This is a genomic window from Methylobacterium sp. AC315 (assembly GCF_979253755.1).
In genome coordinates this window covers 175,583-195,459 of the sequence record NZ_CEEDEA010000002.1, presented here as the reverse complement: position 1 = coordinate 195,459, position 19,877 = coordinate 175,583, and the positions used below count along the sequence as shown (strand labels likewise).

Here is a 19,877-nt window from a genome sequence, read left to right as displayed (position 1 = left end):
ACAGCGCGGCACATCTTCGCGTCCGATCCGCGCGGCGGCGCCGGCCGGCTGAACTGCGCCGTCATCTCGGCGCGCTGAAGCCGCGCCTGGGATTCGGATCCGCGGCCGATTCCACGACTTACGCCACCTGCGTGTCTGGGCTTCGGGCTTCGCTCTGCGGCGCCGGACTGAGCGACGGGCGTGCGAGGCGATAGGGTTCTAACAGGGGCCCATAAGCGATCGAATCGTCCCTCGCCCGAGGATTAAGACGCCTTCGCCAACGTGCGTTGCAGAATTGCACCGCTGCCATGTGCCTATTTATCAATCGTTTGCACGTTTTCTAGGCAACCATCCGGCGCGGCGTGCCCACAGCTTCGCCTGATAGGTCTATTTGCTGGGCATAACCGCGCCCGCCTGAAAAGTTCCCTGCCAAGCTCGGGTGGCATAGTCCTTGAATAGCCCCGCTCAACCGCGGGCCAGCCCGGCTCGGCGGGCGGCTCGGATTGGGCCGCTGCGTGGATCGGGCGATGGCATCGGTTCCCAGGGACTCGGTTAGGGGGCGCCGCCCATGAAGATCGTGATGGCCATCATCAAGCCGTTCAAGCTGGAGGAGGTGCGCGACGCGCTCACCGGAATCGGCGTCCACGGCCTGACGGTGACGGAAGTGAAGGGCTACGGCCGCCAGAAGGGCCACACCGAGATCTACCGCGGCGCGGAATACGCGGTGAGTTTCCTGCCCAAGCTCAAGATCGAGGTCGCGGTCGCCTCCGACCTGACCGCCAGCGTCATCGACGCCATCGCGGCGGCGGCCCGCACCGGCCAGATCGGCGACGGCAAGATCTTCGTGCTGCCCCTCGAGAAGGCGGTGCGCATCCGGACCGGCGAGACCGACGCCGACGCGCTCTGAGCCGGCCCGCCGACAACCTCAACCTTTACGCAACGCGCAACGCATCGTGACCGGAGCCACCTGTCCATGAAAGTCCGTAACGCCTTGATGCTCGGCTTGGGAGGCGCGGCGCTCGCCGCCCTCCTGATCGAGCCATCCCTCGCGCAGACCCCGGTTCCGGAAGCTGCCTCCGCGGCGCCGGCCGCCGCGGTCGTGCCGCTGCCCAACAAGGGCGACACCGCCTGGATGATGATCTCCGCGGCCCTTGTGCTGCTGATGAGCGTGCCGGGCCTGGCGCTGTTCTACGGCGGCCTCGTGCGCACCAAGAACATGCTGTCGGTGCTGACCCAGGTGTTCGCGATCGTGTCGATCGTCGGCCTGCTGTGGGTGTTCTACGGCTACAGCCTCGCCTTCACCAACGGCGGCGGCATCAACGACTTCGTCGGCGGCCTGTCGAAGGCGTTCCTGAAGGGCATCGACGCGAACTCGACGGTGGCGACCTTCTCCAACGGCGTCGTGATCCCCGAATACGCCTATCTGTGCTTCCAGATGACGTTCGCGATGATCACCCCGGCGCTGATCGTCGGCGCCTTCGCGGAGCGGATGAAGTTCTCCGCCCTGGTGGTGTTCACGATCCTCTGGGTCACGCTCATCTACTTCCCGATGGCCCACATGGTCTGGTACTGGGCCGGCCCGGATGCCGTCGGCAACGCCGCCAAGGCGCTGGCCGCCGCCACCGACGACGCCTCGAAGGCGACCGCCCAGGCGGCGCTCGACGCGGTCAACAAGGATGCGGGCTTCCTCTTCCAGAAGGGTGCCCTCGACTTCGCCGGCGGCACCGTGGTGCACATCAACGCGGGCATCGCCGGCTTCGTCGGCTGCCTGATCATGGGCAAGCGCATCGGTTACGGCCGCGACCTGCTCGCCCCGCACTCGCTGACCATGACCATGATCGGCGCCTCGCTGCTGTGGGTCGGCTGGTTCGGCTTCAACGCCGGCTCGAACCTCGAGGCCAACGGCACCGCCGCGCTGGCGATGCTCAACACCTTCGTGGCGACCTGCGGCGCCGCGGTGGCGTGGCTGTTCGCCGAGTGGGCGCTCAAGGGCAAGCCGTCGCTGCTCGGCATGCTCTCGGGCGCGGTAGCCGGCCTCGTGGCCGTCACCCCGGCCTCGGGCTTTGCCGGCCCGATGGGCTCGATCGTGCTCGGCCTCGTGGCCGGCGTGGTCTGCTTCGTGATGTGCTCCACCGTGAAGAACGCGTTGGGCTACGACGACTCCCTCGACGTGTTCGGCGTGCATTGCATCGGCGGCATCCTGGGCGCCCTGGCGACCGGCATCCTGGTCGATCCGAACCTCGGTGGCGTCGGCATCCCCGACTACACCTCCAAGCCGGGCGAACTGGCAGTCGGCGCCTACGACATGGTGAGCCAGCTCATCATCCAGGCGGAGGCGGTCGGCCTGACCCTGCTGTGGTCCGGCATCGGCTCGGCGATCCTCTACAAGCTCGTCGACCTGACGATCGGCCTGCGTGTGACCCAGGAAGAGGAGCGCGAGGGCCTCGACATCGCCGACCACGGCGAGCGCGCCTACAACTACTGAGAATGAACGGCGCGGCCCTCCGGGGTCGCGCCGCTGACATGAAAACCCCGGCTCCGCGAGGGCCGGGGTTTTTTGTCTTCATGTTGTGCCGTCGACCGACGCGCCGAAGCACGCCCGACGTAGATCCGGTCCACACCGTCAGTGCGCAGCGACGCAACCCGGTGATACGCCGCATCCGGAGATTGCACGCCGCGCCGAGTTGCTGCGCGGAGCTCGCGAGGACGGCGGACTGACGCGGGGGAGGGCGGAATCCGATGGCGGCATCGACGGCGACCTTCCGGCCAGCCTGCGCATGCCGCCCGGTCTCATGATCACCGTATCCGCTTCGAAAGAAGCGGTCGCCATTTTCGTGCAGAGCCTTCGCGAGGGGCGGCGTGAAATCGGTCACGCAGCGTCTACGCGTAGCGGACGGCGGCGCGGCGCGTCCTGGTGCGCCTCCTCGCACGACGATACGCGTCGCGCGAAGCGGTCGGCGCGACGAGTCGGCGGCGAGTGCGCTACGCTGCCTGGGCCAGTGCCGCCTTCTCCTCCGCGAACGCCCAGTCCAGCCACGGCGTCAGCGCTTCGAGGTCGGCCGTCTCCACCGTCGCGCCGCACCAGATCCGCAGGCCGGCCGGGGCGTCGCGGTAGGCGCCGATGTCGAGGGCGACGCCCTCGCGGTCCAGGCGCTCGACGATACCCGATGCAAGCGCCGCCACCGCCGCGTCGCCGCGGGCGAGCACGTCCGGGTCTGCGATTACCAGGCAGACGCCGGTGTTCGAGTAGGTCGCGGGGTCGACCGCCAGCGGCGCGATCCACGGGGTCCGGGCGACCCAGTCGTAGATCGCCTTGGCGTTGGCGTCGGCCCGGGCGTGGAGCGCCGGCAGGCCCCCGATCCGCACGGCCCAGTCGAGGGTGTCGAGGTAATCCTCCACCGCCAGCATCGAGGGCGTGTTGATCGTGTCGCCCTTGAAGATGCCCTCGATCAGCTTGCCGTCCTTGGTGAGCCGAAACACCTTCGGCAGCGGCCAGGCCGGGACGTGGCTCTCCAGCCGCTCGACCGCCCGGGGCGAGAGCACCAGCATGCCGTGCGCGGCTTCGCCGCCCATCACCTTCTGCCAGGAGAAGGTCACGACATCGAGCTTGTCCCAGGACAGCGGCTGCGCGAAGGCCGCCGAGGTGGCGTCACAGATGGTCAGGCCCGCGCGGTCGGCGGCGATCCAGTCGCCGTTCGGGACCTTCACGCCGGCGGCGGTGCCGTTCCAGGTGAAGACCACGTCGTTATTCCTGGTGTCGATCGCCGACAGGTCCGGAAGCACGCCGTAGGGCGTCTGGTGGATCCTGGGCGCGATCTTGAGCTGCTTGAGCGCGTCGGTGACCCACTCCTTGCCGAAGGCCTCCCAGGCGGCGACCTCCACGGGCTTGGGCCCGAGCAGCGTCCACATCGCCATCTCGACGGCGCCGGTATCGGAGGCCGGCACGATGCCGATGCGGTAATCGGCGGGCACCTGCAGCACCGAGCGGGTCAGGTCGATGGCCCGGCCGAGCTTGGCCTTGCCGATGCTGGAGCGGTGCGAGCGGCCGAGCGCGGCACCGTCCAGGGCGGCCGGGCTCCAGCCCGGACGCTTGGCGCAGGGGCCGGACGAGAAATGGGGAACGCGCGGGCGCCTGTCGGGTCGGCTCATCGTCGGATCCATCCTTGCAGATGGGCGCTCCTCGGCGGGGAGGAGTGTCCCGGAACCGCGCATGCGCCCAATCCGGGCCTCTGGCAAGCGCTTGTCCGGGTTGCAGTCTTCGGTGCGTGCCCCTGCCCGGGACAGGCTGTTCGGGCCTACGGAACCGTCGATTAATCTTGGGTCGTTAGCCTTAATGGCGTGCCGTGTTGCGTTCGAGGTACGCTGATGTCTTTCCACAGTGCTGCGATATTATCGGCCTGGTCGGTTTTACTTATGGTTATCGGCGCGTTAGCGACCCGCCTCGCCCTCGCGGGCCGGCTCCGGCATCCCGCCGCCCAGCCCCTGCAACTCGATCCCCTGGATTACGAATGCGACGGGCCCGTGATCGATCTGGAACCCGCCTGAAGGTCCGGGCGCCGCTCGGCGGTGATGCGTTCGGCCTCCGCCCGCCGCCACCGGGCGATGGCCCCGTGATTGCCGCCCGACAGCACCTCCGGGATCGGCCGGCCTTCCCAATCGCGGGGCCTCGTGTAGTGCGGGTATTCCAGGAGCCCGCCCTCGAAGCTTTCCTCGACGCCCGATTGCGCCTTGCCCATCACACCGGGCAGGAGCCGGACGCAGGCGTCGAGCACCACAAGGGCGGCGATCTCGCCCCCGGACAGCACGTAATCGCCGATGGAGACCTCCTCCAGGCCGCGGCCGGCGATGACCCGCTCGTCGACGCCCTCGAACCGGCCGCAGACGATCAGCGCCCCGGGGCCGGCGGCGAGGTCCCGCACCCGGGCCTGGCTGAGCGGCCGGCCGCGGGGCGACATCAGCAGCCGGGGCCGCGAATCGTCTGCCCCGGTCGCGGCGTCGATGGCGGCGGCGAGCACGTCGCAGCGCAGCACCATCCCGGCGCCGCCGCCGGCCGGCGTGTCGTCCACCGAGCGGTGGCGGCCGAGCCCGTGCTCACGGATGTTGCGCGCCTCCAGGCTCCAGTCGCCCCGGGCGAGCGCGTCGCCGGACAGCGACACGCCGAGCGGGCCCGGGAACATCTCCGGGTAGAGGGTGAGGATCGTGGCCCGCCAGGGCGTTTCCGCGCGCATCATGGCGCTTGATCGCGCGCCGGGTGCGGCACGGTCAACGGCCCGGGCACCGTTCGGTCCCCGGCGGGTTGTCGGCGATGATCCGGCGCACCCTTCTCCTCACGGCCCTCTTGGCGGGACCTGCCCTCCTGGCGGGACCGGCCCTCGCGGCCGGGCCCCTGGCGCCCCCGGGCGCCCCCGCCGGGGCGTTCCCCAAGCCCGACCGGCCCGTGGCCGAGATCGTGGCGCCGCAATGGTCGGCGGAGGCCGCGCGCGACAAGGCAGGGGAGTTCGAGGCTGTCGCCCGTGGGATGGGCATCGCCCCGGGTGAGACGGTGGCCGATATCGGCGCCGGCAGCGGCTATTACGTGGTGCGCCTGAGCCCGCGGGTCGGGCCCGGCGGCAAGGTCTTGGCCGAGGACGTGACCTACGCCTATCTGGCGAGCCTCGAAAAGCGCGTGACGGCGCTCGACAACGTCACCGTCGTGCGCGGCGAGCCCCACGATCCGCGGCTGCCGCCCAACTCGGTCGATGCCGCCATCCTCGTGCACATGTACCACGAGATCGCCCAGCCCTTCGGCCTGCTGCACAACCTCGCCCCGGCGATGCGCCCGGGCGGCCGGGTCGGCATCGTGGACGCCGACGACATCCCGTCGCGGCACGGCACCCCGCCGGCGCTCCTGCGCTGCGAACTCGCCGCCGCCGGTTACCGCGAGACGGGGTTTCACCCCCTGAACGGCGGTGCCTACCTGGCGGTGTTCGCGGCCCCTGCGCCGGATGAGAGGCCGCGCCCGGAGACGATCCGCCCGTGCCGGGATGCCGCGACGCCGCGCTGAGCGGTCCGGATCGTGCGGTCAGGGCGTGTCGGCGGTGCCCGGCAGCGCCGTATCGAGGTGGGCCGCGAACCCGGTGAGATGCGGGACCAGGTCGGGCCGCAACTCCATGGAGGGGATCGCGTAAGCGCCGCCGTTCTGCCGCCGGAACGGGATGGGATCCGTGCTGAACAGCGCGCGCATCCGGGCCCGAAGGCTCTCCGCGGTGGCCGCGAAGCCGCTCTCGCTCATGCTGTCGGCCCGATACACGACGAAAGGCGGGAGCACGGCGTAGCCCGGGTAGAACAGCACGCCGTGCTGGATCGGGAACAGCAGGTCATCGATCGGCCCGTTGATCCCCCGGGGGCCGTAATGCGTCTCCCAGCCGCCAGCCGTCACCACCAGCATCGCGCGCTTGCCGGCGAGGGTGCCCTCGCCGTAACGGTCGCCCCAGCGGGTCTCGCTGTGCTCGCCCACCCCGTAGGCGAACCCATAGGCGTAGACCCGGTCGATCCATCCCTTCAGGATCGCCGGCATCGAAAACCACCAGAGCGGGAACGCCAGGATCAGCGCATCCGCCCAGAGCAGCTTGGCCTGTTCGGTGGTTACGTCGTCGGTCAGGGTCCCGGTGAGGAACGCCGCGCTGGATGCGGCCGGGACCCGCAGGCGCGCCGCGTCCGGCAGGATCGGGAAGTCGGCCCGTTCGATGGTACTCTTCCAGCCCTCTGCGTAGAGGTCGGTGACGCGGACTTCGTGTCCGTCCGACTCCAGTTGGTCCACCGCCGCGCGGCGCAACGCGTTCGTCAGCGATGCCGGATCCGGATGGGCTGAGACGACGAGAATCTTCATGAGGCGGGCTCGCTGGGGAGGAAGAGCCGCGAAGCTAGAAGGCCGCCTGGCCATCCGGTAGACCGAACGGCGGGATAGGATCGTTCCGCGCAATGGATCAATCGAGCGTCACGCTGGAGCGGATGCGGAGCTTCGTCCGCGTGGTCGAGCGTGGCAGCCTATCGGCCGTGGCGCGCGAGCAGGGCGTCGGTCAATCGACCGTCAGCCGGCACGTGGCCGAACTCGAAGCCGCCCTGGGCGCCAGCTTGCTGAACCGGACCACGCGGCGGGTCACCCTGACCGACGAGGGCACGCGTTTCCACGCCGAGGCGCGCACCATCCTGCGGATGGTCGAGGAGGCCGCGGACGGCGTCCGGAACGCGGGGGGCGGCCTGACCGGCACGGTGCGCGTGTCATGCACGGCGGCCCTGGGCGTTCGACACGTCTGCCGGGCGCTGTTCGCAGTCCAGGATCACTATCCGGGACTCAGCGTCGATTTCGGTTTGACCGACGAGCGGATCGACCTCGTGCGCGAGGCGACGGATGTCGCGATCCGGCTCGGCCCGCTGGCGGAGAGCAGCCTGCAGCGCAAGGCCGTCGGTCGCTCGCGCCGGATCCTGGTGGCGTCCCGGCGCTATCTCGCAGATCACGGCCGGCCCGAGAAACCGGACGACCTGGTGCGGCATTCAATCATCCGCATGAGCAACGTTGCCGGCAGCGACACGCTGTGCCTGTACGGGCCGGACGGCGCGACATCCCGCGTCCCAGTGGGCGGCCGCTTGCTGGTCGACCACGGCTTGGCCGCCCGCGAGGCCCTGGCGCAGGGGCGTGGCATCGCGGCCGCCCATATCTGGCTCGTGGACGATCTGCTGGCGGCGGGGGCGATCGAGCACGTCCTGCCGGACTACGCGCCCGCGCCGGTCCAACTCTCGATCCTGATCGTGCCGGGCCGCATCCGCATCCGGCGTATCCGTCTGGTGGTCGATGCCCTGGCGGCCGCGCTTGCCGAGCTTCCCGGAATCGACAGGCCCTAAGCGGGTGGCCGATCACGCACCGGCCCCAGCCTGAGCCTGTCAAAACACTCAGCCCGGATCGTCGGCCGGCTTCTCGCCCACCGGCGCGAAGAAATCCTCGGGCAGAACCACGGTTACCCGCCGCTGCGCGATGTCGAGGACCGGCACGAACGCCTTGGTGAAGGGCAGCAGCGCCGTGGCGCCGCCCGCGGCGGGCTTGAGCTCGAGCAGGTCGCCGCCACCGTAATTCGGAACCGCGACGACCGTGCCGACGACGTTGCCGGCCTCGTCCACCGCCGTGGTCCCCACGAGGTCGGCTGCATAGACCTCGTCGTCGTCGTCGGGCTCCGCGAGGCGGTCGCGGGGGATGAACAGGGCGACGCGGTTGAGCGTCTCGGCAGCGCTGCGGCTGCCGATATCCTTGACCCGGGCGATCAGGATGTCAGGGGAGGATCCCGGGGCGGTGCGCACGGCCGACAGGGTCAGCGTGCGATTGTCGGAGGTCATCAGCGGGCCGTAGCCGGCGATCGCCAACGGATCGCCGGTGTAGGATTTCAGGCGGATCTCGCCGTTGAGCCCGTGCGCGCGGCCGAACTCGCCCAGGAGGACGAGGTTCGGGTCGGGCGGCACGGGCGGGGCCACCGGCTTGGGGGCCGGTGCCTTGGGCGAGGTCGCGGCCTCGGGCGCGATTGCGCCGATAGCCGTGCCAGCGCGGCCACGGCGACCGCCGTCGCGGGAGGATGGACCAGCGGGGCGGCGTGCCATGGCCTCGAGCCTCAGGCCGCGGCGTCCTCGGCGGGCGCGGCGGCCTTCTCGGCGCGCTTGGTCGCGCGCTCCTTGGCCTTCTCGCCGGGCTCGGCCTTCTGCGGGTTGTTGCGCGTCGGGCGCTTGGCGAGGCCGGCTTGGTCGAGGAAGCGCAGGACCCGGTCGGTCGGCTGCGCGCCCTTGGCGAGCCAGCCCTGGATCTTCTCGGCGTCGAGCTGGATCCGGGCCGGATCGTCCTTGGCCTTCATCGGGTCGTAGGCGCCGACCTTGTCGATGAAGCGGCCATCGCGGGGGGCGCGGGCGTCGGCGACGACGATGCGGTAGTACGGACGCTTCTTGGCGCCACCGCGCGTGAGACGGATCTTCAGGGCCATTGTCTTAGGACTTTCTCTGTTCGTCGACCGACGGCGCATGGTTGGCCGCGATCGTCTGGTGGTGCCGGATGACCTCCTTGACCACGAAGGCCAGGAACTTCTCGGCGAAGTCGGGGTCGAGCTTGGCCTCGACCGCGAGTGTGCGGAGCCGGGCGACCTGACGCGCCTCCCGGTCCGGATCGGAAGGGGGGATCCCCTTTCGGGCCTTGAGCTCGCCGACCCGCTGCGTGCAGCGGAAGCGCTCGGCGAGCAGATGGATCAGCGCCGCATCGAAATTGTCGATGCTGTCGCGCAGGCGGGCGAGTTCGGGATCGACCGCTTGGGCAGCGAGGACGCTCATTTCTTCTTCCCCGGCATGAAGCCGCCGAGACCGGGCAGCTTCGGGCCGCCGAGGCCGGGAAGCCCCGGCATCTTCGGCATTCCACCCAGGCCGCCGCCCAGTCCGCCCCCGCCCAGGCCCGGCGGCATCGGCGGCAGCTTGCCGCCGAATTGCTTCTCGATCTGCGCGATCTGCTCGGGCGTCGGCTCGGGCATGCCCGGCGGAAGGCCTCCCGGCATGCCGCCGCCCATGCCACCGCCGCCGAGACCGAACATCGAGCCGAGGGCCTGCCCGATGCCGCGCTTGCCCGAGCCCATCGCCTTCATCATGTCGGCCATGGTCCGGTGCATCTTCAGGAGCTTGTTGATCTCCGAGACATCGACGCCGGAGCCCGCCGCGATGCGCTTCTTGCGGGAGTTCTTCAGCAGATCGGGGTTCTTCCGCTCGTGCGGGGTCATCGACGAGATGATCGCCCGCTGGCGCTTGAACATCTTCTCGTCGAGGTTGGCGCCCTCGACCTGCTTCTTCATGGCGCCCATGCCGGGCAGCATGCCCATCAGGCCGCCGATGCCGCCCATCTTCTCCATCTGGGCGAGTTGCATGGAGAGGTCCTCCAGGTCGAACTTGCCCTTGCGCATCTTCTCCGCGGTGCGGAGCGCCTGCTCGTGGTCGATGGTCTCGGCGGCCTTCTCGACCAGGGAGACGATGTCGCCCATGCCGAGGATGCGGTTGGCAACGCGGGCCGGGTGGAACTCCTCCAGCGCGTCGACCTTCTCGCCGGTGCCGACGAGCTTGATCGGCTTGCCGGTGACGGCGCGCATCGAGAGCGCCGCGCCGCCGCGGGAATCGCCGTCCATGCGGGTGAGCACGATGCCGGTGACGCCGAGCCGTTCGTCGAAGGCGCGGGCGGTGTTGACCGCGTCCTGGCCGGTCAGCGCGTCGGCGACCAGCAGCACCTCGTGGGGCCGCGTCGCGGCCTTCACCTCGGCCGCCTCGACCATCAGGGCCTCGTCGACCGTAGTGCGGCCGGCGGTGTCCAGCATCACCACGTCGAAGCCGCCGAGGCGGGCCGCCTCCATAGCGCGCTTGGCGATCTGCACCGCCGACTGGCCGGCCACGATCGGCAGGCTCTCGACGCCGACCTGCTTGGCCAGCACCGCGAGCTGCTCCATGGCGGCCGGGCGGCGGGTATCGAGGGAGGCCAGCAGGACGCGGCGCTTCTCGCGCTCGGACAGGCGCCGGGCGATCTTGGCGGTGGTGGTGGTCTTGCCCGAGCCCTGGAGGCCGACCATCAGGATCGGCACCGGCGCCGGGGCGTTGAGGTCGATCACCTCGGCATCCGTGCCGAGCATCGCCACCAGCTCGTCGTTGACGATCTTGACGACCATCTGGCCGGGGGTGACCGACTTGAGCACGACGGCGCCGACCGCCTTCTCCTTCACCCGGTCGGTGAAGCCGCGCACGACCTCCAGAGCCACGTCGGCTTCCAGCAGGGCGCGGCGGACCTCGCGCATCGCCGCGGTGACGTCGGCTTCGGTCAGGGCGCCCCGGCGGGTGAGCCCCGAGAGGATGCCGGACAGGCGGTCGGACAGGCCTTCGAACATGGTTTTTCCGACCCGCGCTTACTGTTCGAGACCGGCGCGCTCGACGCGGCGCGCCTGGAGGGCGGCCTCGAAGCTGCGCACGGCGCTCGCGAACTTGTCCCGGCACTCCGGATTGCAGAACCCGACCACCGCGCCGTTGTAGAGCGTCAGCGAGTCGGCCGAGATCGGCTTGCCCGACCACGGGCAGGTCTCGTTGATCGCATCCGCGATATTCAATGCGGCTGGGGTCACGGCGACTTGGGTCATGCGATAAGCCTCGACCGGCGGAGCCCGGCGAAGCGGATCGGCCCAACACAGATCGCGCCCGAGGGCGCGGACGCGCTGTCGGGCGTTGACCTCCGGCCTCAGGGGCCGGTCGGCTTCGTGTCGTGACGATCTGCTACGGATCGGAAGCGCGGGGTAGCGGCAGCCACCGCAAAAGTCAATTTTCGGTATCCCGCCCGCGAACCATCTCACGGTTGAGAGGACCGAGTGCCATTAACTTTTACGGATCGTTAAGCATGTTGCGACTCTGATCGGGCAGCACCCGTTCAGGACGACCGCCGATGTCGGAACCCGCCCGCACCCTGCCGCCGCACGAGACCGGCAGCCGCATCGCCCCCGGCCCCCTGCGGGACTGGCTGGCGACGATGAAGACCCACAGCCCCGCCGAGCAGCATGGCGACGACCGCCCGTATGAGGCTGAACCGGACGCCAAGGCCCCCCGGGCCGCCGAGGCGGCCTGGTCGCCGCGACTCGTGGCGCAGCCCGAGGCGCCCGGCGCGGTCGCGGAGGATGCGGACGTGTCCGAGCTGATGGCCGAGAACATGATGCTCAAGGCCAAGCTGAAGCTCGAGGCCGACCGCCAGACCGAGCTGCAGGCGATCCTGGCCGAGGAGATCCGGGCGCTGCGGGACCATATCCGCGAGGAGATCGGCTCGATCGAGGACCTGCGCGCCGAGCAGGAGGAGGTCCGCGCCGAGCGCGAGGAGTTCCGGAGCGAGCGCGAGCGGTTCCGTCAGGAGCGGGAACACATGCGGGCCGAGCGCGACTGCGCGGTCACGGAGCGCGACGGGCTGCGAGCCGAGCGTCACGCGATGGCGGCCGAGCGCGACGCCCTGCGCGAGGAGCGCGACCTGTGGCGCGCCCGGACCGAGGCCCTGGCCCAGCCGCTGTTCCAAGCCCCGAAGCGCTGAAGACACCCCTGAAAAGCCGAAGGGCCACCCGTGAGGGTGGCCCTTCCATTGCCGAACCGTCATGTCCGGCGGAACTGTCCCGAAATCGGGGCTCAGACGCGTCTTAGAGCGACGCGCCGGAGGCGACGGTCCAGGTCCGGTAAGCCGAGACTGACGGCTGATGACAATGAGACACTGGATCACCTCCTTTCGTTCGTTGCGGGTGATGCGAAGGTAGGTGGCCGGACCCGGCTTGTGAAGCCCCGTGGCTGCGCCCGTTTGTCCTCCCCGTGCGCCCGCTTTCCCGCTTCGGCTGCCGGGCGTATGACGAGCCCACCGAGGTCAGCCCGAACCGCCGTTGAACGCGCCCGTCACGCCCCTGCCGCGTCCGCCCGAGGATGCAGCCCTCGATCCCGAGGCCATGCGCCAGCCGCTCGGCAACGCGTGGTACTGCGTCGGCCAGTCCCGCAGCCTCGGCCGCACCGGGCTCCGCGCCGTGGAGCTGAACGGCGAGCAGATCGTGCTCGGCCGGGCCCCAGACGGGACCCCGTTCGCGCTGCGCGACCGCTGCCCGCATCGCGGCATGGCCCTGTCGAAGGGCCGCTTCGACGGCGACACCCTGATGTGCCCGTTCCACGGCTGGCGCTTCGGCACGGACGGGCGCTGCCGGGACGTCCCGACCCTGTCCGAGCACGACGCCGCCGATTTCTCCCGCATCCAGGTCCAGCGCTTCCCGGTACGGGAGAGCGCTGGGTTCCTGTGGGTGAACCCGCATCTCGGGCCCGCCTCCGGCGACGTGCCCGCGGTGCCGGAGCTGGATTTCGCGCCGGCCGGCTCCCTGGTCGTGGAACTCGTGGTCGAGGCGTCCTACGATCTCACCACGCTGAGCCTGGTCGATCCCGGCCATGTCGCCTTCGTGCACGACAGCTGGTGGTTCCGGCCCTCGAAGCAGCTGCGCGAGAAGGTCAAGACGTTCCAGCCGGTGCCGCACGGCTTCGTCATGACGAGCCACGCCACCACGACGAGCTCACCAGTCTACCGCCTGCTCGGCGGCGTGCCCGAGGTCGAGATCGAGTTCCGGCTGCCCGGGGTCCGGTTGGAGCGCATCCGCGCGGGTGACAAGCGGGTGGCCAACTACACCTTCGCCACGCCGCTCACGCCGGACCGGACGATGCTGACCAACGTCCTGGTGTGGAGCATGCCGGCGCTGAACCTGCTCAAGCCCATCGCGCGGCCGCTGATGCGGCAGTTCCTCACGCAGGACCAGGAGGTGCTTCAGCACGCGCAGGACGGCCTGGACCGTAAGCCGACCATGGTGCTGTTCGGACAGGGCGACCTGCCCTCGCAATGGTATTTCCGGCTCAAGCGCGAAGCCCTGGACTCGGCCCGCACCGGGCGCCCGTTCGAGAATCCCCTGGAACGGCGCGAGCTGCGCTGGCGGTCCTGATTTATAGAGCAGTTATTGGGCTCTATTCGGGGCGAGTAACGCTCTATTAACCACACTTTGCGCAATGATTTCCTAGACCTATTCCTCTCGAGACGCTGCGCGCCGATGCCCCGTTTCTACATCGACCTCCATGACGGTTCCCAGCCGGTCCGCGACGAGGTCGGCTTCGACCTGCCGGACCTGCCGGCCGCCCGCGCCAAGGTCACCCGGATCATGTCGGCGATCGCCCGCGACATGCTACCCGACGTGGAGCGCCAGGATTACGTCGCCTGCGTCCGCGATACGGTCGGCAAGGTCGTGTTCCGCGCCCGCCTGTCGCTCGCCGCCGAGGCCGTGGAGTGAGGCAAAAGCGGGCCTGAGGCTCCCCGTCGCGGTGGCCGGAGCTTGACCACGGCGCCGGGCCGGCCATTTCCCAACCATGAAACGGCGCAGCCTGCTCACGGTCGCGAGTGCGGCCACGGTGATGACGCTCGGCGGCGTCGGCTATGCCGCCCACCGCCGGGGCAAGAACCCCTATTATCGCGGCCCGGAATCGGACCATTTCGACGGCCTGCGCTTCTTTTTGCCGGACCAGGCCACCGACAAGTCGTTGCCGGACGTGCTGCGCTGGCAGGCCAAGCGGCAGCGCGAGCCCTGGCCGAAGAGCTACCCGAGCCCGTTCCCCGCGGACCGTCCGCCCGAGCGCAGCGGATCCTTGCGCGTCGTGCTGATCGGGCACGCGAGCTACCTGGTGCAGGTCGCCGGCCGCAACATCCTGATCGATCCGGTCTTCGCCCGGCGCGCCAGCCCGGTCCGGTTCGCCGGACCGAAGCGGGTCAACCCGCCCGGGATCGCGTTCGCCGACCTGCCCCCGATCGATGCGGTGCTGATCACCCACAACCATTACGATCATCTCGACGGGCCGAACCTCGCCCGGATCTGGCAGGCCCACCAGCCGCTGATCGTCGCGCCGCTGGGCAACGACACGATCCTGCGCAACTTCGACGACACGATGCACGTCGAGACCCGCGACTGGGGTGAGTCGGTGGATCTCGGCGACGGTCTCGCCGTCCACCTGGTGCCGGCCAACCACTGGTCGGCACGCGGCGTGCAGGACCGGCGCATGGCGCTGTGGTGCGCCTTCGTGATCACCTCGGCCCAGGGCGTCCATTACCATGTGGGCGATACCGGCTTTGGCGACGGCGGGCTGTTCCGCGACATCCGCGCCCGGTTCGGGGCGCCCCGCCTCGCGACCCTGCCGATCGGTGCCTACGAGCCGCGCTGGTTCATGCAGGCGCAGCACGTAAACCCGGCCGAGGCCGTGGAGGCCTTCGCGCTGCTCGGGGCCGACCAGGCGCTCGGCCACCATTGGGGCACGTTCCAGCTCACCGACGAGGGCATCGAGCGGCCCGCAGAGGCTCTGGCGGCGGCCTTGGAGGCGCACGGCATCACTCCCGAGCGCTTCCTGGCGCTGCGGCCCGGGCAGGTCTGGGGAGCCTGAGGCGCAGAATACCGACCGCCGCCGCGCTGGGCACGATGCATGCAGGATACCGTATGCAGCCTGCCTGCGGCGCGTCTCGATGACGGGGGCGACCGCCGGCCGGCCGCGCGTCCCCTTCTGCCGAGAGACCCGATGGACCCGATCAAGCCGACACGCCGCTCGCTCATGGCCGGGGGCGCCGCCCTGGCTGCGCTCGGCACCGCGGGCCGGGCCGGCGCGCAGGGCGCGGCCGCCGGCAGCCTGACCTACGGCATCTCGATGACCGACCTCCCGCTCACGACCGGCCAGCCGGATCGCGGCGCCGGCGGCTACCAGTTCACCGGCCTGACCCTGTACGATCCCCTCGTCGCCTGGGATCTGGGCATTGCCGACCGGCCGGGCCGGATGGTCCCCGGTCTCGCCACCTCCTGGGCGGTCGACGCGGCGGATCCGAAGGTTTGGGTCTTCCACCTGCGCGAGGGCGTGGCGTTCCATGACGGCTCGGCCTTCGACGCCGACGCGGTGATCTGGAACTTCGACAAGGTGCTCAACAAGGAGGCACCGCATTTCGACCAGCGGCAGGCCGCCCAGGTCCGCCCGCGGCTGCCGGGCGTCGCGAGCTACCGCAAGCTCGACGCGAAGACCGTCCAGGTGACGACCAAGAACCCCGACAGCCTGTTCCCCTACCAGATGCTGTGGTTCCTGATCTCCTCGCCCGCCCAGTACGAGGCGGTGGGGCGCGACTGGGCGAAGTTCGCGTTCCAGCCCTCGGGCACCGGCCCGTTCAAGATGGGCCAGCTGGTCCCGCGGGTCCGCCTCGAGCTCCTGCCGAACGCCGGCTACTGGAACCCGAAGCGGGTGCCCAAGCTCGCGAAGCTGACGCTGACCTGCGTGCCGGAGGACCTCGCCCGGGTGAACGCGCTGCTCTCCGGCAATGTCGACCTGATCGAGGCGCCGGCCCCCGACGCGGTGCCGCGCCTCAAGTCATCCGGCATGCGCGTCGTCGGCAACGACACGCCCCATGTCTGGAACTATCACCTGTCGATGCTGGAAGGCTCGCCCTGGCGGGACGTGCGCCTGCGCAAGGCCGCCAACCTCGCCATCGACCGCGACGGCGTGGTCCAGCTCCTGGGCGGCCTCGCCCAGCCGGCGGTGGGCCAGATGCAGACGTCGAGCCCGTGGTTCGGCAAGCCGAGCTTCCAGATCAGGACCGACGTCGAGGCGGCGCGCAAGCTCGTGGAGGAGGCCGGGTTCTCGGTGAAGAACCCGGCGAAGGCGACGATCATGATCCCCACCGGCGGGACGGGGCAGATGCTGTCCCTGCCGATTAACGAGTTCGTCCAGCAGAGCTGGGCCGAAGTCGGCATCCAGGTCGAGTTCAAGACCGTCGAGCTGGAGGTCGCCTACACGGCGTGGCGCCAGGGCGCGGCGGATCCGAGCCTCAAGGGCGTCACCGCCGGCAACATCGCCTACGTCACCTCGGATCCGTTCTACGCGATCCTGCGCTTCTACGATTCGAAGCAGATCGCCCCGAGCGGCGTGAACTGGAGCCACTACCGCAATCCCGAGGTCGACGCCCTCTGCGACAAGGTGAAGGCGAGCCTGGACCCCGAGGAGCAGAACAGGCTGCTGGCCCGCATCCACGAAATCGTCGTCGACGACGCGGTGCAGGTTTGGGTGGTGCACGATACCAACCCGCACGCTTTGTCACCGCGAGTGAAGAACTATGTTCAGGCGCAGCATTGGTTTCAGGACTTGTCGACGCTGGCCTGAGACAGCCGGGACCTCTGCGACGCCGCGGGAGATGCCTGGGCGAATCGGGAACGATCGTCGCGAGACTGTGTTGGGACCCCAACGCACGAAGGAGTGTCCCATGAAGACCCTGCTTGCCGGCGCCATTCTGGCCGCCTCCCTCGCGACTGTCGTCCCGGCTTCGGCCCAGCGCATCGATATCGGACCCGACGGTCCCAGCGTCGACCTGCGCTCGCGCGGTCAGCGGGAGCGGGATTTCCGCCGGGACGAATACCGCCGGGATCGTGACCGCGCCGATGACGACGACCGGATGTATCGTCGCCAGCGCTTCGAGGACGACCGCCCAGCGGTTCGCCGCGGCTACGGTTACTGATTCGGGCTGTCCACAGCTTGCGTGACTGAATGCTTTTTAAGGGGTCGGCCCAGGCCGACCCCTTTTTCGCGTCGTTCGTCACCCGGAAGACGTGCGACTGGCCTGCCCTGCCAATTTCGCACTTGCAGCATTGTCTGGGCGAGACTAGGAAGATCCCGCATCGAGTTTCGGGAGAATTTGGCAATGACCCTTCGGTTCATCAGTGGTTTCGCGGCTTTTGCCTTCGCCGTTTCCGGCCTCGCCGTCCCGGCCGCCCTCGCCAAGCCGGTGACGGGCGCCAGCGCCGTCAAGATGATCGACACCGACAACGACGGGACCGTCGACCTCAAGGAAGTCGAGGCCGTCGCCTCCGCGACCTTCGACCGCCTGGAGAAGGATGCCGACGGCACCCTCGACGCCAAGGAGCTGAAGGGTCGCCTGAGCAAGGCCGGCCTGAAGCAGGCCGATCCGGACAACGACGGTACCGTCGACAAGAAGGAATACCTCGCGGCCGTCGGCGAGCGCTTCAAGATGGCCGACCCGGACAACGACGGCACCCTCGACGCCAAGGAGCTGAACTCCAAGGCCGGCAAGGCGCTGCTCGCCCTCGTCAAGTAACGTTGCGTTAATACTGATTGCGCGCATCGAAGATGCAGGCGCCCCCGTGGATCTCTCCGCGGGGGCGTTCTTGCGTTCGAACCGGGAATGCCATGTGGATGGCCGGCAAGCCGGCGTCACTGCTGTTACATCCCTCGGTTGTAATCACCTTCTTCTTTGATGATGTCGGGATCGACCTTTCCGACGGCGTAGCCTGCGACAATCCCGCTTTGAAACCGTTATGCCTGCAAGATGGGCAGGCGGACGGTTGACTGATCGCAACCTGTAGGTGCAGTTTGGAGGCGGTTGGGGGACCGAACCATGCGTAAGGACACGCCAGACGACGTCACGAGCCTCGAATTGCTTGCAGAGATGCGGGCCATGATCGACGCCGCGCGCCAGGTCATCGAAGGCTCGCAGGTCACCCGTGTCGGGCCGGTGGGCGAATCGGCGGCCGCTCCGGTGTCGACACACGGGGCAGACGCGCCGCACGATCCCGTGGACCTGCTCGGCGACATCAGCGACAGCCTGCTCGACGCCTATCAGTTCGCGAAACACGACGGCGATCCGCTGACCATCGCGCTGATCGAGAAGGTCCTGTTTCATGTCGGGCGCCGGCTCGCGCGGGGCATGACGCCCGCTGAGGCCGGCATTCCCTGCCACTGACGCCTCGTTCAAGGCGATGGCCGGCTTGAGGGTCGCCGGTCCTCAGGCGCTGCCGGCCTCGATGCGATCGAGGAACGCCCGCAGGTAGCGTCCGGCGGCGTCGGCGCGCTCGACCGCCAGGAGGTGCGCCGCCCGCGGCAGTACCACGAGCTCGGCTTCGGCGATGCCGGCGCAGAGCGCCTCGGCCATGGCGGGGGGCGTCGATGGGTCGTCGCGCCCGGCCATCACCAGGGCCGGGGCCGCGATCGCGGACAGGGCGGGCCGAAGGTCCATCCGGCCGATGACGCCGCAGCATACCGCGTAGCCGACCGGATCGCAGGCGACGAAGCGCTCCCGCACGGCCCGCATGGCGCCGGGTGAGTGTTCGGCGAAGGCGGGGGTGAACCAGCGCGCCAGCGTCGCATCGACGAGCGCACCGGTCCCCTGCATCCGCGCCGTCTCGGCACGCTCGTCCCAGCTCTGCGTGCTTGGAAGATGCGCGGCCGTCGCCATCAGGGTCGCGCTCGTGCAGCGTTGCGGATCGGCGCTGGCCAGCGCCTGCACGATCATGCCGCCGAGCGAGAGCCCGACCAGATGGGCGCGGGCGATCCCGAGCGCGTCGAGGAGCCCCGCGAGATCGCCGGCCAGGTCCGCGATCTCGGTCGGCCGGTCGCACGTCTCGGAGCCGCCATGTCCGCGGGTATCGTAGCGCAGGGTCCGGAAACGGCCGGCGAGCGCCGGCAGCAGGGCGTCCCACATGTCCAGGGTGGCACCAAGCGAGTTTGAGAACGCAACCACGGGGGCGTCCTCGGGGCCCTCTAGGAGATAGCGGAACGCGAGTCCCCGGACGGTGATCTTCGGCATCAGACGTCTCCGTGTACGGTTGCATCCGGACCGGTGCCTCCCACCGGCCGACGGCACGTCCCGCCGAGATAGGTCGTCCGCCGGCAGCGATCAGCGCCCGTCCGGATAATCCGGCCGCCCGGGAGAGCGCGCCCGGCGTTCCAGTTCTCGATCATGAAGCCGGTGAGCGTGTCGAGCATCCGGTGCTACTGGCGCGATCCCCTGGCCGCGCGTCGGCCGCACGCATCCGGGCGCCCGCTACCGGGTTGGTGTGGTGCAGCCCGGAGCCGGATCATGATGGCCGAACCCTACGATCTCGACCGTTTCGTCGCCGCCCAGGCGGGCGTCTACGACCGGGCCCTCGCGGAATTGCGGGCCGGGGAGAAGCGCAGCCATTGGATGTGGTTCATCTTCCCGCAGATCGCCGGCCTGGGCTCCAGCCCGATGGCGCAACGCTACGCGATCGGCACCCTGGACGAAGCGCGGGCCTACGGCGCGCATCCGGTGCTCGGCGCGCGGCTGCGCGCCTGCACAACGGCGGTGAACGGCGTCACCGGCCGCACGGCCCACGCGATCTTCGGCTCCCCGGACGACATGAAATTCCGCTCCAGCATGACCCTGTTCGCGCGCGCCGCGCCGGAGGAGCCGGGTTTCGACGCGGCTTTGACGCGGTATTTCAACGGCGAGCCCGACCCGCGGACGCTCGCTAAGCTCAGGCACCCTTAAC

At 69.6% G+C, this 19,877-nt stretch carries 23 protein-coding genes; 14 read left to right on the top strand and 9 right to left on the bottom strand.

Features of this window, described 5'->3' with window-relative positions:
- The first annotated feature begins 547 nt into the window (after positions 1-547).
- Entirely contained in the window at positions 548-886 is a 339-nt protein-coding gene (locus AC0IY0_RS03705) for a P-II family nitrogen regulator (protein WP_147855545.1), read from the top strand.
- A 66-nt stretch (positions 887-952) separates the two neighbouring features.
- Entirely contained in the window at positions 953-2,464 is a 1,512-nt protein-coding gene (locus tag AC0IY0_RS03700; RefSeq protein WP_419829131.1) for an ammonium transporter, read from the top strand.
- Positions 2,465-2,961: 497 nt separating this feature from the next.
- Here the strand turns inward: AC0IY0_RS03700 and AC0IY0_RS03695 are convergent, their stop codons facing one another.
- The gene (locus AC0IY0_RS03695) at positions 2,962-4,128 is read right to left on the bottom strand and encodes a phosphoserine transaminase (protein ID WP_419829132.1); all 1,167 of its coding nucleotides are present in this window, start codon (positions 4,126-4,128) and stop codon (positions 2,962-2,964) included.
- Positions 4,129-4,481: 353 nt separating this feature from the next.
- Entirely contained in the window at positions 4,482-5,210 is a 729-nt protein-coding gene (gene trmD / locus AC0IY0_RS03690; RefSeq protein WP_471763105.1) for a tRNA (guanosine(37)-N1)-methyltransferase TrmD, read from the bottom strand.
- A gap of 74 nt (positions 5,211-5,284) precedes the next feature.
- Between trmD and AC0IY0_RS03685 the strand changes: the two genes are divergently transcribed.
- Entirely contained in the window at positions 5,285-6,022 is a 738-nt protein-coding gene (locus AC0IY0_RS03685; protein ID WP_471763104.1) for a class I SAM-dependent methyltransferase, read from the top strand.
- Positions 6,023-6,040: 18 nt separating this feature from the next.
- On the opposite strand, the gene AC0IY0_RS03680 is transcribed toward AC0IY0_RS03685, so the two are convergent.
- Positions 6,041-6,847 carry an NAD(P)H-dependent oxidoreductase gene (locus tag AC0IY0_RS03680; protein ID WP_471763103.1) on the bottom strand — a complete coding sequence of 269 codons (807 nt, stop codon included), beginning with the start codon at positions 6,845-6,847 and terminating at the stop codon, positions 6,041-6,043.
- Positions 6,848-6,939: 92 nt separating this feature from the next.
- Between AC0IY0_RS03680 and AC0IY0_RS03675 the strand changes: the two genes are divergently transcribed.
- Positions 6,940-7,860 (top strand): LysR family transcriptional regulator, encoded by a 921-nt coding sequence (locus AC0IY0_RS03675; protein WP_471763101.1) that lies wholly within the window; start codon positions 6,940-6,942, stop codon positions 7,858-7,860.
- A 48-nt stretch (positions 7,861-7,908) separates the two neighbouring features.
- Here the strand turns inward: AC0IY0_RS03675 and rimM are convergent, their stop codons facing one another.
- The 5 genes from rimM to AC0IY0_RS03650 are packed head-to-tail and all read right to left on the bottom strand — an operon-like array spanning position 7,909 to position 11,147.
- Complete coding sequence (gene rimM, locus AC0IY0_RS03670) at positions 7,909-8,604, bottom strand: ribosome maturation factor RimM (RefSeq protein ID WP_147939013.1); 696 nt, start codon at positions 8,602-8,604, stop codon at positions 7,909-7,911.
- Between the two features lie 11 nt (positions 8,605-8,615).
- Positions 8,616-8,978, bottom strand: a complete 363-nt coding sequence (rpsP, locus tag AC0IY0_RS03665) for a 30S ribosomal protein S16 (protein ID WP_007559476.1) — start codon at positions 8,976-8,978, stop codon at positions 8,616-8,618.
- Positions 8,979-8,982: 4 nt separating this feature from the next.
- Positions 8,983-9,318 (bottom strand): chorismate mutase, encoded by a 336-nt coding sequence (locus AC0IY0_RS03660; RefSeq protein ID WP_147906391.1) that lies wholly within the window; start codon positions 9,316-9,318, stop codon positions 8,983-8,985.
- Complete coding sequence (gene ffh / locus AC0IY0_RS03655) at positions 9,315-10,901, bottom strand: signal recognition particle protein (RefSeq protein WP_147906392.1); 1,587 nt, start codon at positions 10,899-10,901, stop codon at positions 9,315-9,317. The genes AC0IY0_RS03660 and ffh overlap by 4 nt, the downstream gene beginning before the upstream one ends.
- 18 nt (positions 10,902-10,919) lie before the next feature.
- A complete protein-coding gene (locus AC0IY0_RS03650) occupies positions 10,920-11,147 on the bottom strand; it encodes a glutathione S-transferase (RefSeq protein WP_147906393.1) in 228 nt (75 codons plus the stop codon).
- Between the two features lie 299 nt (positions 11,148-11,446).
- Between AC0IY0_RS03650 and AC0IY0_RS03645 the strand changes: the two genes are divergently transcribed.
- The 9 genes from AC0IY0_RS03645 to AC0IY0_RS03605 all read left to right on the top strand — a co-directional run bounded on the left by AC0IY0_RS03645 (position 11,447) and on the right by AC0IY0_RS03605 (position 18,328).
- Positions 11,447-12,076, top strand: a complete 630-nt coding sequence (locus tag AC0IY0_RS03645) for an ATPase (protein ID WP_471763100.1) — start codon at positions 11,447-11,449, stop codon at positions 12,074-12,076.
- Positions 12,077-12,476: 400 nt separating this feature from the next.
- Positions 12,477-13,502 (top strand): aromatic ring-hydroxylating oxygenase subunit alpha, encoded by a 1,026-nt coding sequence (locus tag AC0IY0_RS03640; protein ID WP_147939027.1) that lies wholly within the window; start codon positions 12,477-12,479, stop codon positions 13,500-13,502.
- A 105-nt stretch (positions 13,503-13,607) separates the two neighbouring features.
- Positions 13,608-13,844, top strand: coding sequence for a DUF6894 family protein (locus tag AC0IY0_RS03635; RefSeq protein ID WP_147856934.1), 237 nt, complete (start codon positions 13,608-13,610; stop codon positions 13,842-13,844).
- A 76-nt stretch (positions 13,845-13,920) separates the two neighbouring features.
- On the top strand, positions 13,921-14,982 hold the full coding sequence (locus tag AC0IY0_RS03630; protein ID WP_471763099.1) for an MBL fold metallo-hydrolase: 1,062 nt from the start codon (positions 13,921-13,923) through the stop codon (positions 14,980-14,982).
- Positions 14,983-15,114: 132 nt separating this feature from the next.
- A complete protein-coding gene (locus tag AC0IY0_RS03625; RefSeq protein ID WP_147939011.1) occupies positions 15,115-16,734 on the top strand; it encodes an ABC transporter substrate-binding protein in 1,620 nt (539 codons plus the stop codon).
- A 100-nt stretch (positions 16,735-16,834) separates the two neighbouring features.
- Positions 16,835-17,086, top strand: coding sequence for a hypothetical protein (locus AC0IY0_RS03620; RefSeq protein WP_147906397.1), 252 nt, complete (start codon positions 16,835-16,837; stop codon positions 17,084-17,086).
- Positions 17,087-17,269: 183 nt separating this feature from the next.
- Positions 17,270-17,683 (top strand): CREC-EF hand family protein, encoded by a 414-nt coding sequence (locus AC0IY0_RS03615; RefSeq protein WP_147906398.1) that lies wholly within the window; start codon positions 17,270-17,272, stop codon positions 17,681-17,683.
- A 98-nt stretch (positions 17,684-17,781) separates the two neighbouring features.
- Entirely contained in the window at positions 17,782-17,934 is a 153-nt protein-coding gene (locus AC0IY0_RS03610) for a hypothetical protein (RefSeq protein WP_187193530.1), read from the top strand.
- A 109-nt stretch (positions 17,935-18,043) separates the two neighbouring features.
- Complete coding sequence (locus AC0IY0_RS03605) at positions 18,044-18,328, top strand: hypothetical protein (protein ID WP_419829134.1); 285 nt, start codon at positions 18,044-18,046, stop codon at positions 18,326-18,328.
- Between the two features lie 42 nt (positions 18,329-18,370).
- Here the strand turns inward: AC0IY0_RS03605 and pcaD are convergent, their stop codons facing one another.
- A complete protein-coding gene (gene pcaD / locus AC0IY0_RS03600; RefSeq protein ID WP_419829135.1) occupies positions 18,371-19,171 on the bottom strand; it encodes a 3-oxoadipate enol-lactonase in 801 nt (266 codons plus the stop codon).
- 276 nt (positions 19,172-19,447) lie between these two features.
- Between pcaD and AC0IY0_RS03595 the strand changes: the two genes are divergently transcribed.
- Positions 19,448-19,876 carry a DUF1810 domain-containing protein gene (locus tag AC0IY0_RS03595; RefSeq protein ID WP_471763221.1) on the top strand — a complete coding sequence of 143 codons (429 nt, stop codon included), beginning with the start codon at positions 19,448-19,450 and terminating at the stop codon, positions 19,874-19,876.
- The last annotated feature ends 1 nt before the right edge of the window (position 19,877 follow it).

What these genes read in the sequence shown, in the direction of transcription:
- AC0IY0_RS03705 (WP_147855545.1), top strand. Translation starts at nt 548, where the DNA reads ATGAAGATCGTGATGGCCATCATCAAGCCGTTCAAGCTGGAGGAGGTG.
- AC0IY0_RS03700 (WP_419829131.1), top strand. Translation starts at nt 953, where the DNA reads ATGAAAGTCCGTAACGCCTTGATGCTCGGCTTGGGAGGCGCGGCGCTC.
- AC0IY0_RS03695 (WP_419829132.1), bottom strand. Translation starts at nt 4,128, where the DNA reads ATGAGCCGACCCGACAGGCGCCCGCGCGTTCCCCATTTCTCGTCCGGC.
- trmD (WP_471763105.1), bottom strand. Translation starts at nt 5,210, where the DNA reads ATGATGCGCGCGGAAACGCCCTGGCGGGCCACGATCCTCACCCTCTAC.
- AC0IY0_RS03685 (WP_471763104.1), top strand. Translation starts at nt 5,285, where the DNA reads ATGATCCGGCGCACCCTTCTCCTCACGGCCCTCTTGGCGGGACCTGCC.
- AC0IY0_RS03680 (WP_471763103.1), bottom strand. Translation starts at nt 6,847, where the DNA reads ATGAAGATTCTCGTCGTCTCAGCCCATCCGGATCCGGCATCGCTGACG.
- AC0IY0_RS03675 (WP_471763101.1), top strand. Translation starts at nt 6,940, where the DNA reads ATGGATCAATCGAGCGTCACGCTGGAGCGGATGCGGAGCTTCGTCCGC.
- rimM (WP_147939013.1), bottom strand. Translation starts at nt 8,604, where the DNA reads ATGGCACGCCGCCCCGCTGGTCCATCCTCCCGCGACGGCGGTCGCCGT.
- rpsP (WP_007559476.1), bottom strand. Translation starts at nt 8,978, where the DNA reads ATGGCCCTGAAGATCCGTCTCACGCGCGGTGGCGCCAAGAAGCGTCCG.
- AC0IY0_RS03660 (WP_147906391.1), bottom strand. Translation starts at nt 9,318, where the DNA reads ATGAGCGTCCTCGCTGCCCAAGCGGTCGATCCCGAACTCGCCCGCCTG.
- ffh (WP_147906392.1), bottom strand. Translation starts at nt 10,901, where the DNA reads ATGTTCGAAGGCCTGTCCGACCGCCTGTCCGGCATCCTCTCGGGGCTC.
- AC0IY0_RS03650 (WP_147906393.1), bottom strand. Translation starts at nt 11,147, where the DNA reads ATGACCCAAGTCGCCGTGACCCCAGCCGCATTGAATATCGCGGATGCG.
- AC0IY0_RS03645 (WP_471763100.1), top strand. Translation starts at nt 11,447, where the DNA reads ATGTCGGAACCCGCCCGCACCCTGCCGCCGCACGAGACCGGCAGCCGC.
- AC0IY0_RS03640 (WP_147939027.1), top strand. Translation starts at nt 12,477, where the DNA reads ATGCGCCAGCCGCTCGGCAACGCGTGGTACTGCGTCGGCCAGTCCCGC.
- AC0IY0_RS03635 (WP_147856934.1), top strand. Translation starts at nt 13,608, where the DNA reads ATGCCCCGTTTCTACATCGACCTCCATGACGGTTCCCAGCCGGTCCGC.
- AC0IY0_RS03630 (WP_471763099.1), top strand. Translation starts at nt 13,921, where the DNA reads ATGAAACGGCGCAGCCTGCTCACGGTCGCGAGTGCGGCCACGGTGATG.
- AC0IY0_RS03625 (WP_147939011.1), top strand. Translation starts at nt 15,115, where the DNA reads ATGGACCCGATCAAGCCGACACGCCGCTCGCTCATGGCCGGGGGCGCC.
- AC0IY0_RS03620 (WP_147906397.1), top strand. Translation starts at nt 16,835, where the DNA reads ATGAAGACCCTGCTTGCCGGCGCCATTCTGGCCGCCTCCCTCGCGACT.
- AC0IY0_RS03615 (WP_147906398.1), top strand. Translation starts at nt 17,270, where the DNA reads ATGACCCTTCGGTTCATCAGTGGTTTCGCGGCTTTTGCCTTCGCCGTT.
- AC0IY0_RS03610 (WP_187193530.1), top strand. Translation starts at nt 17,782, where the DNA reads ATGGCCGGCAAGCCGGCGTCACTGCTGTTACATCCCTCGGTTGTAATC.
- AC0IY0_RS03605 (WP_419829134.1), top strand. Translation starts at nt 18,044, where the DNA reads ATGATCGACGCCGCGCGCCAGGTCATCGAAGGCTCGCAGGTCACCCGT.
- pcaD (WP_419829135.1), bottom strand. Translation starts at nt 19,171, where the DNA reads ATGCCGAAGATCACCGTCCGGGGACTCGCGTTCCGCTATCTCCTAGAG.
- AC0IY0_RS03595 (WP_471763221.1), top strand. Translation starts at nt 19,448, where the DNA reads ATGGCCGAACCCTACGATCTCGACCGTTTCGTCGCCGCCCAGGCGGGC.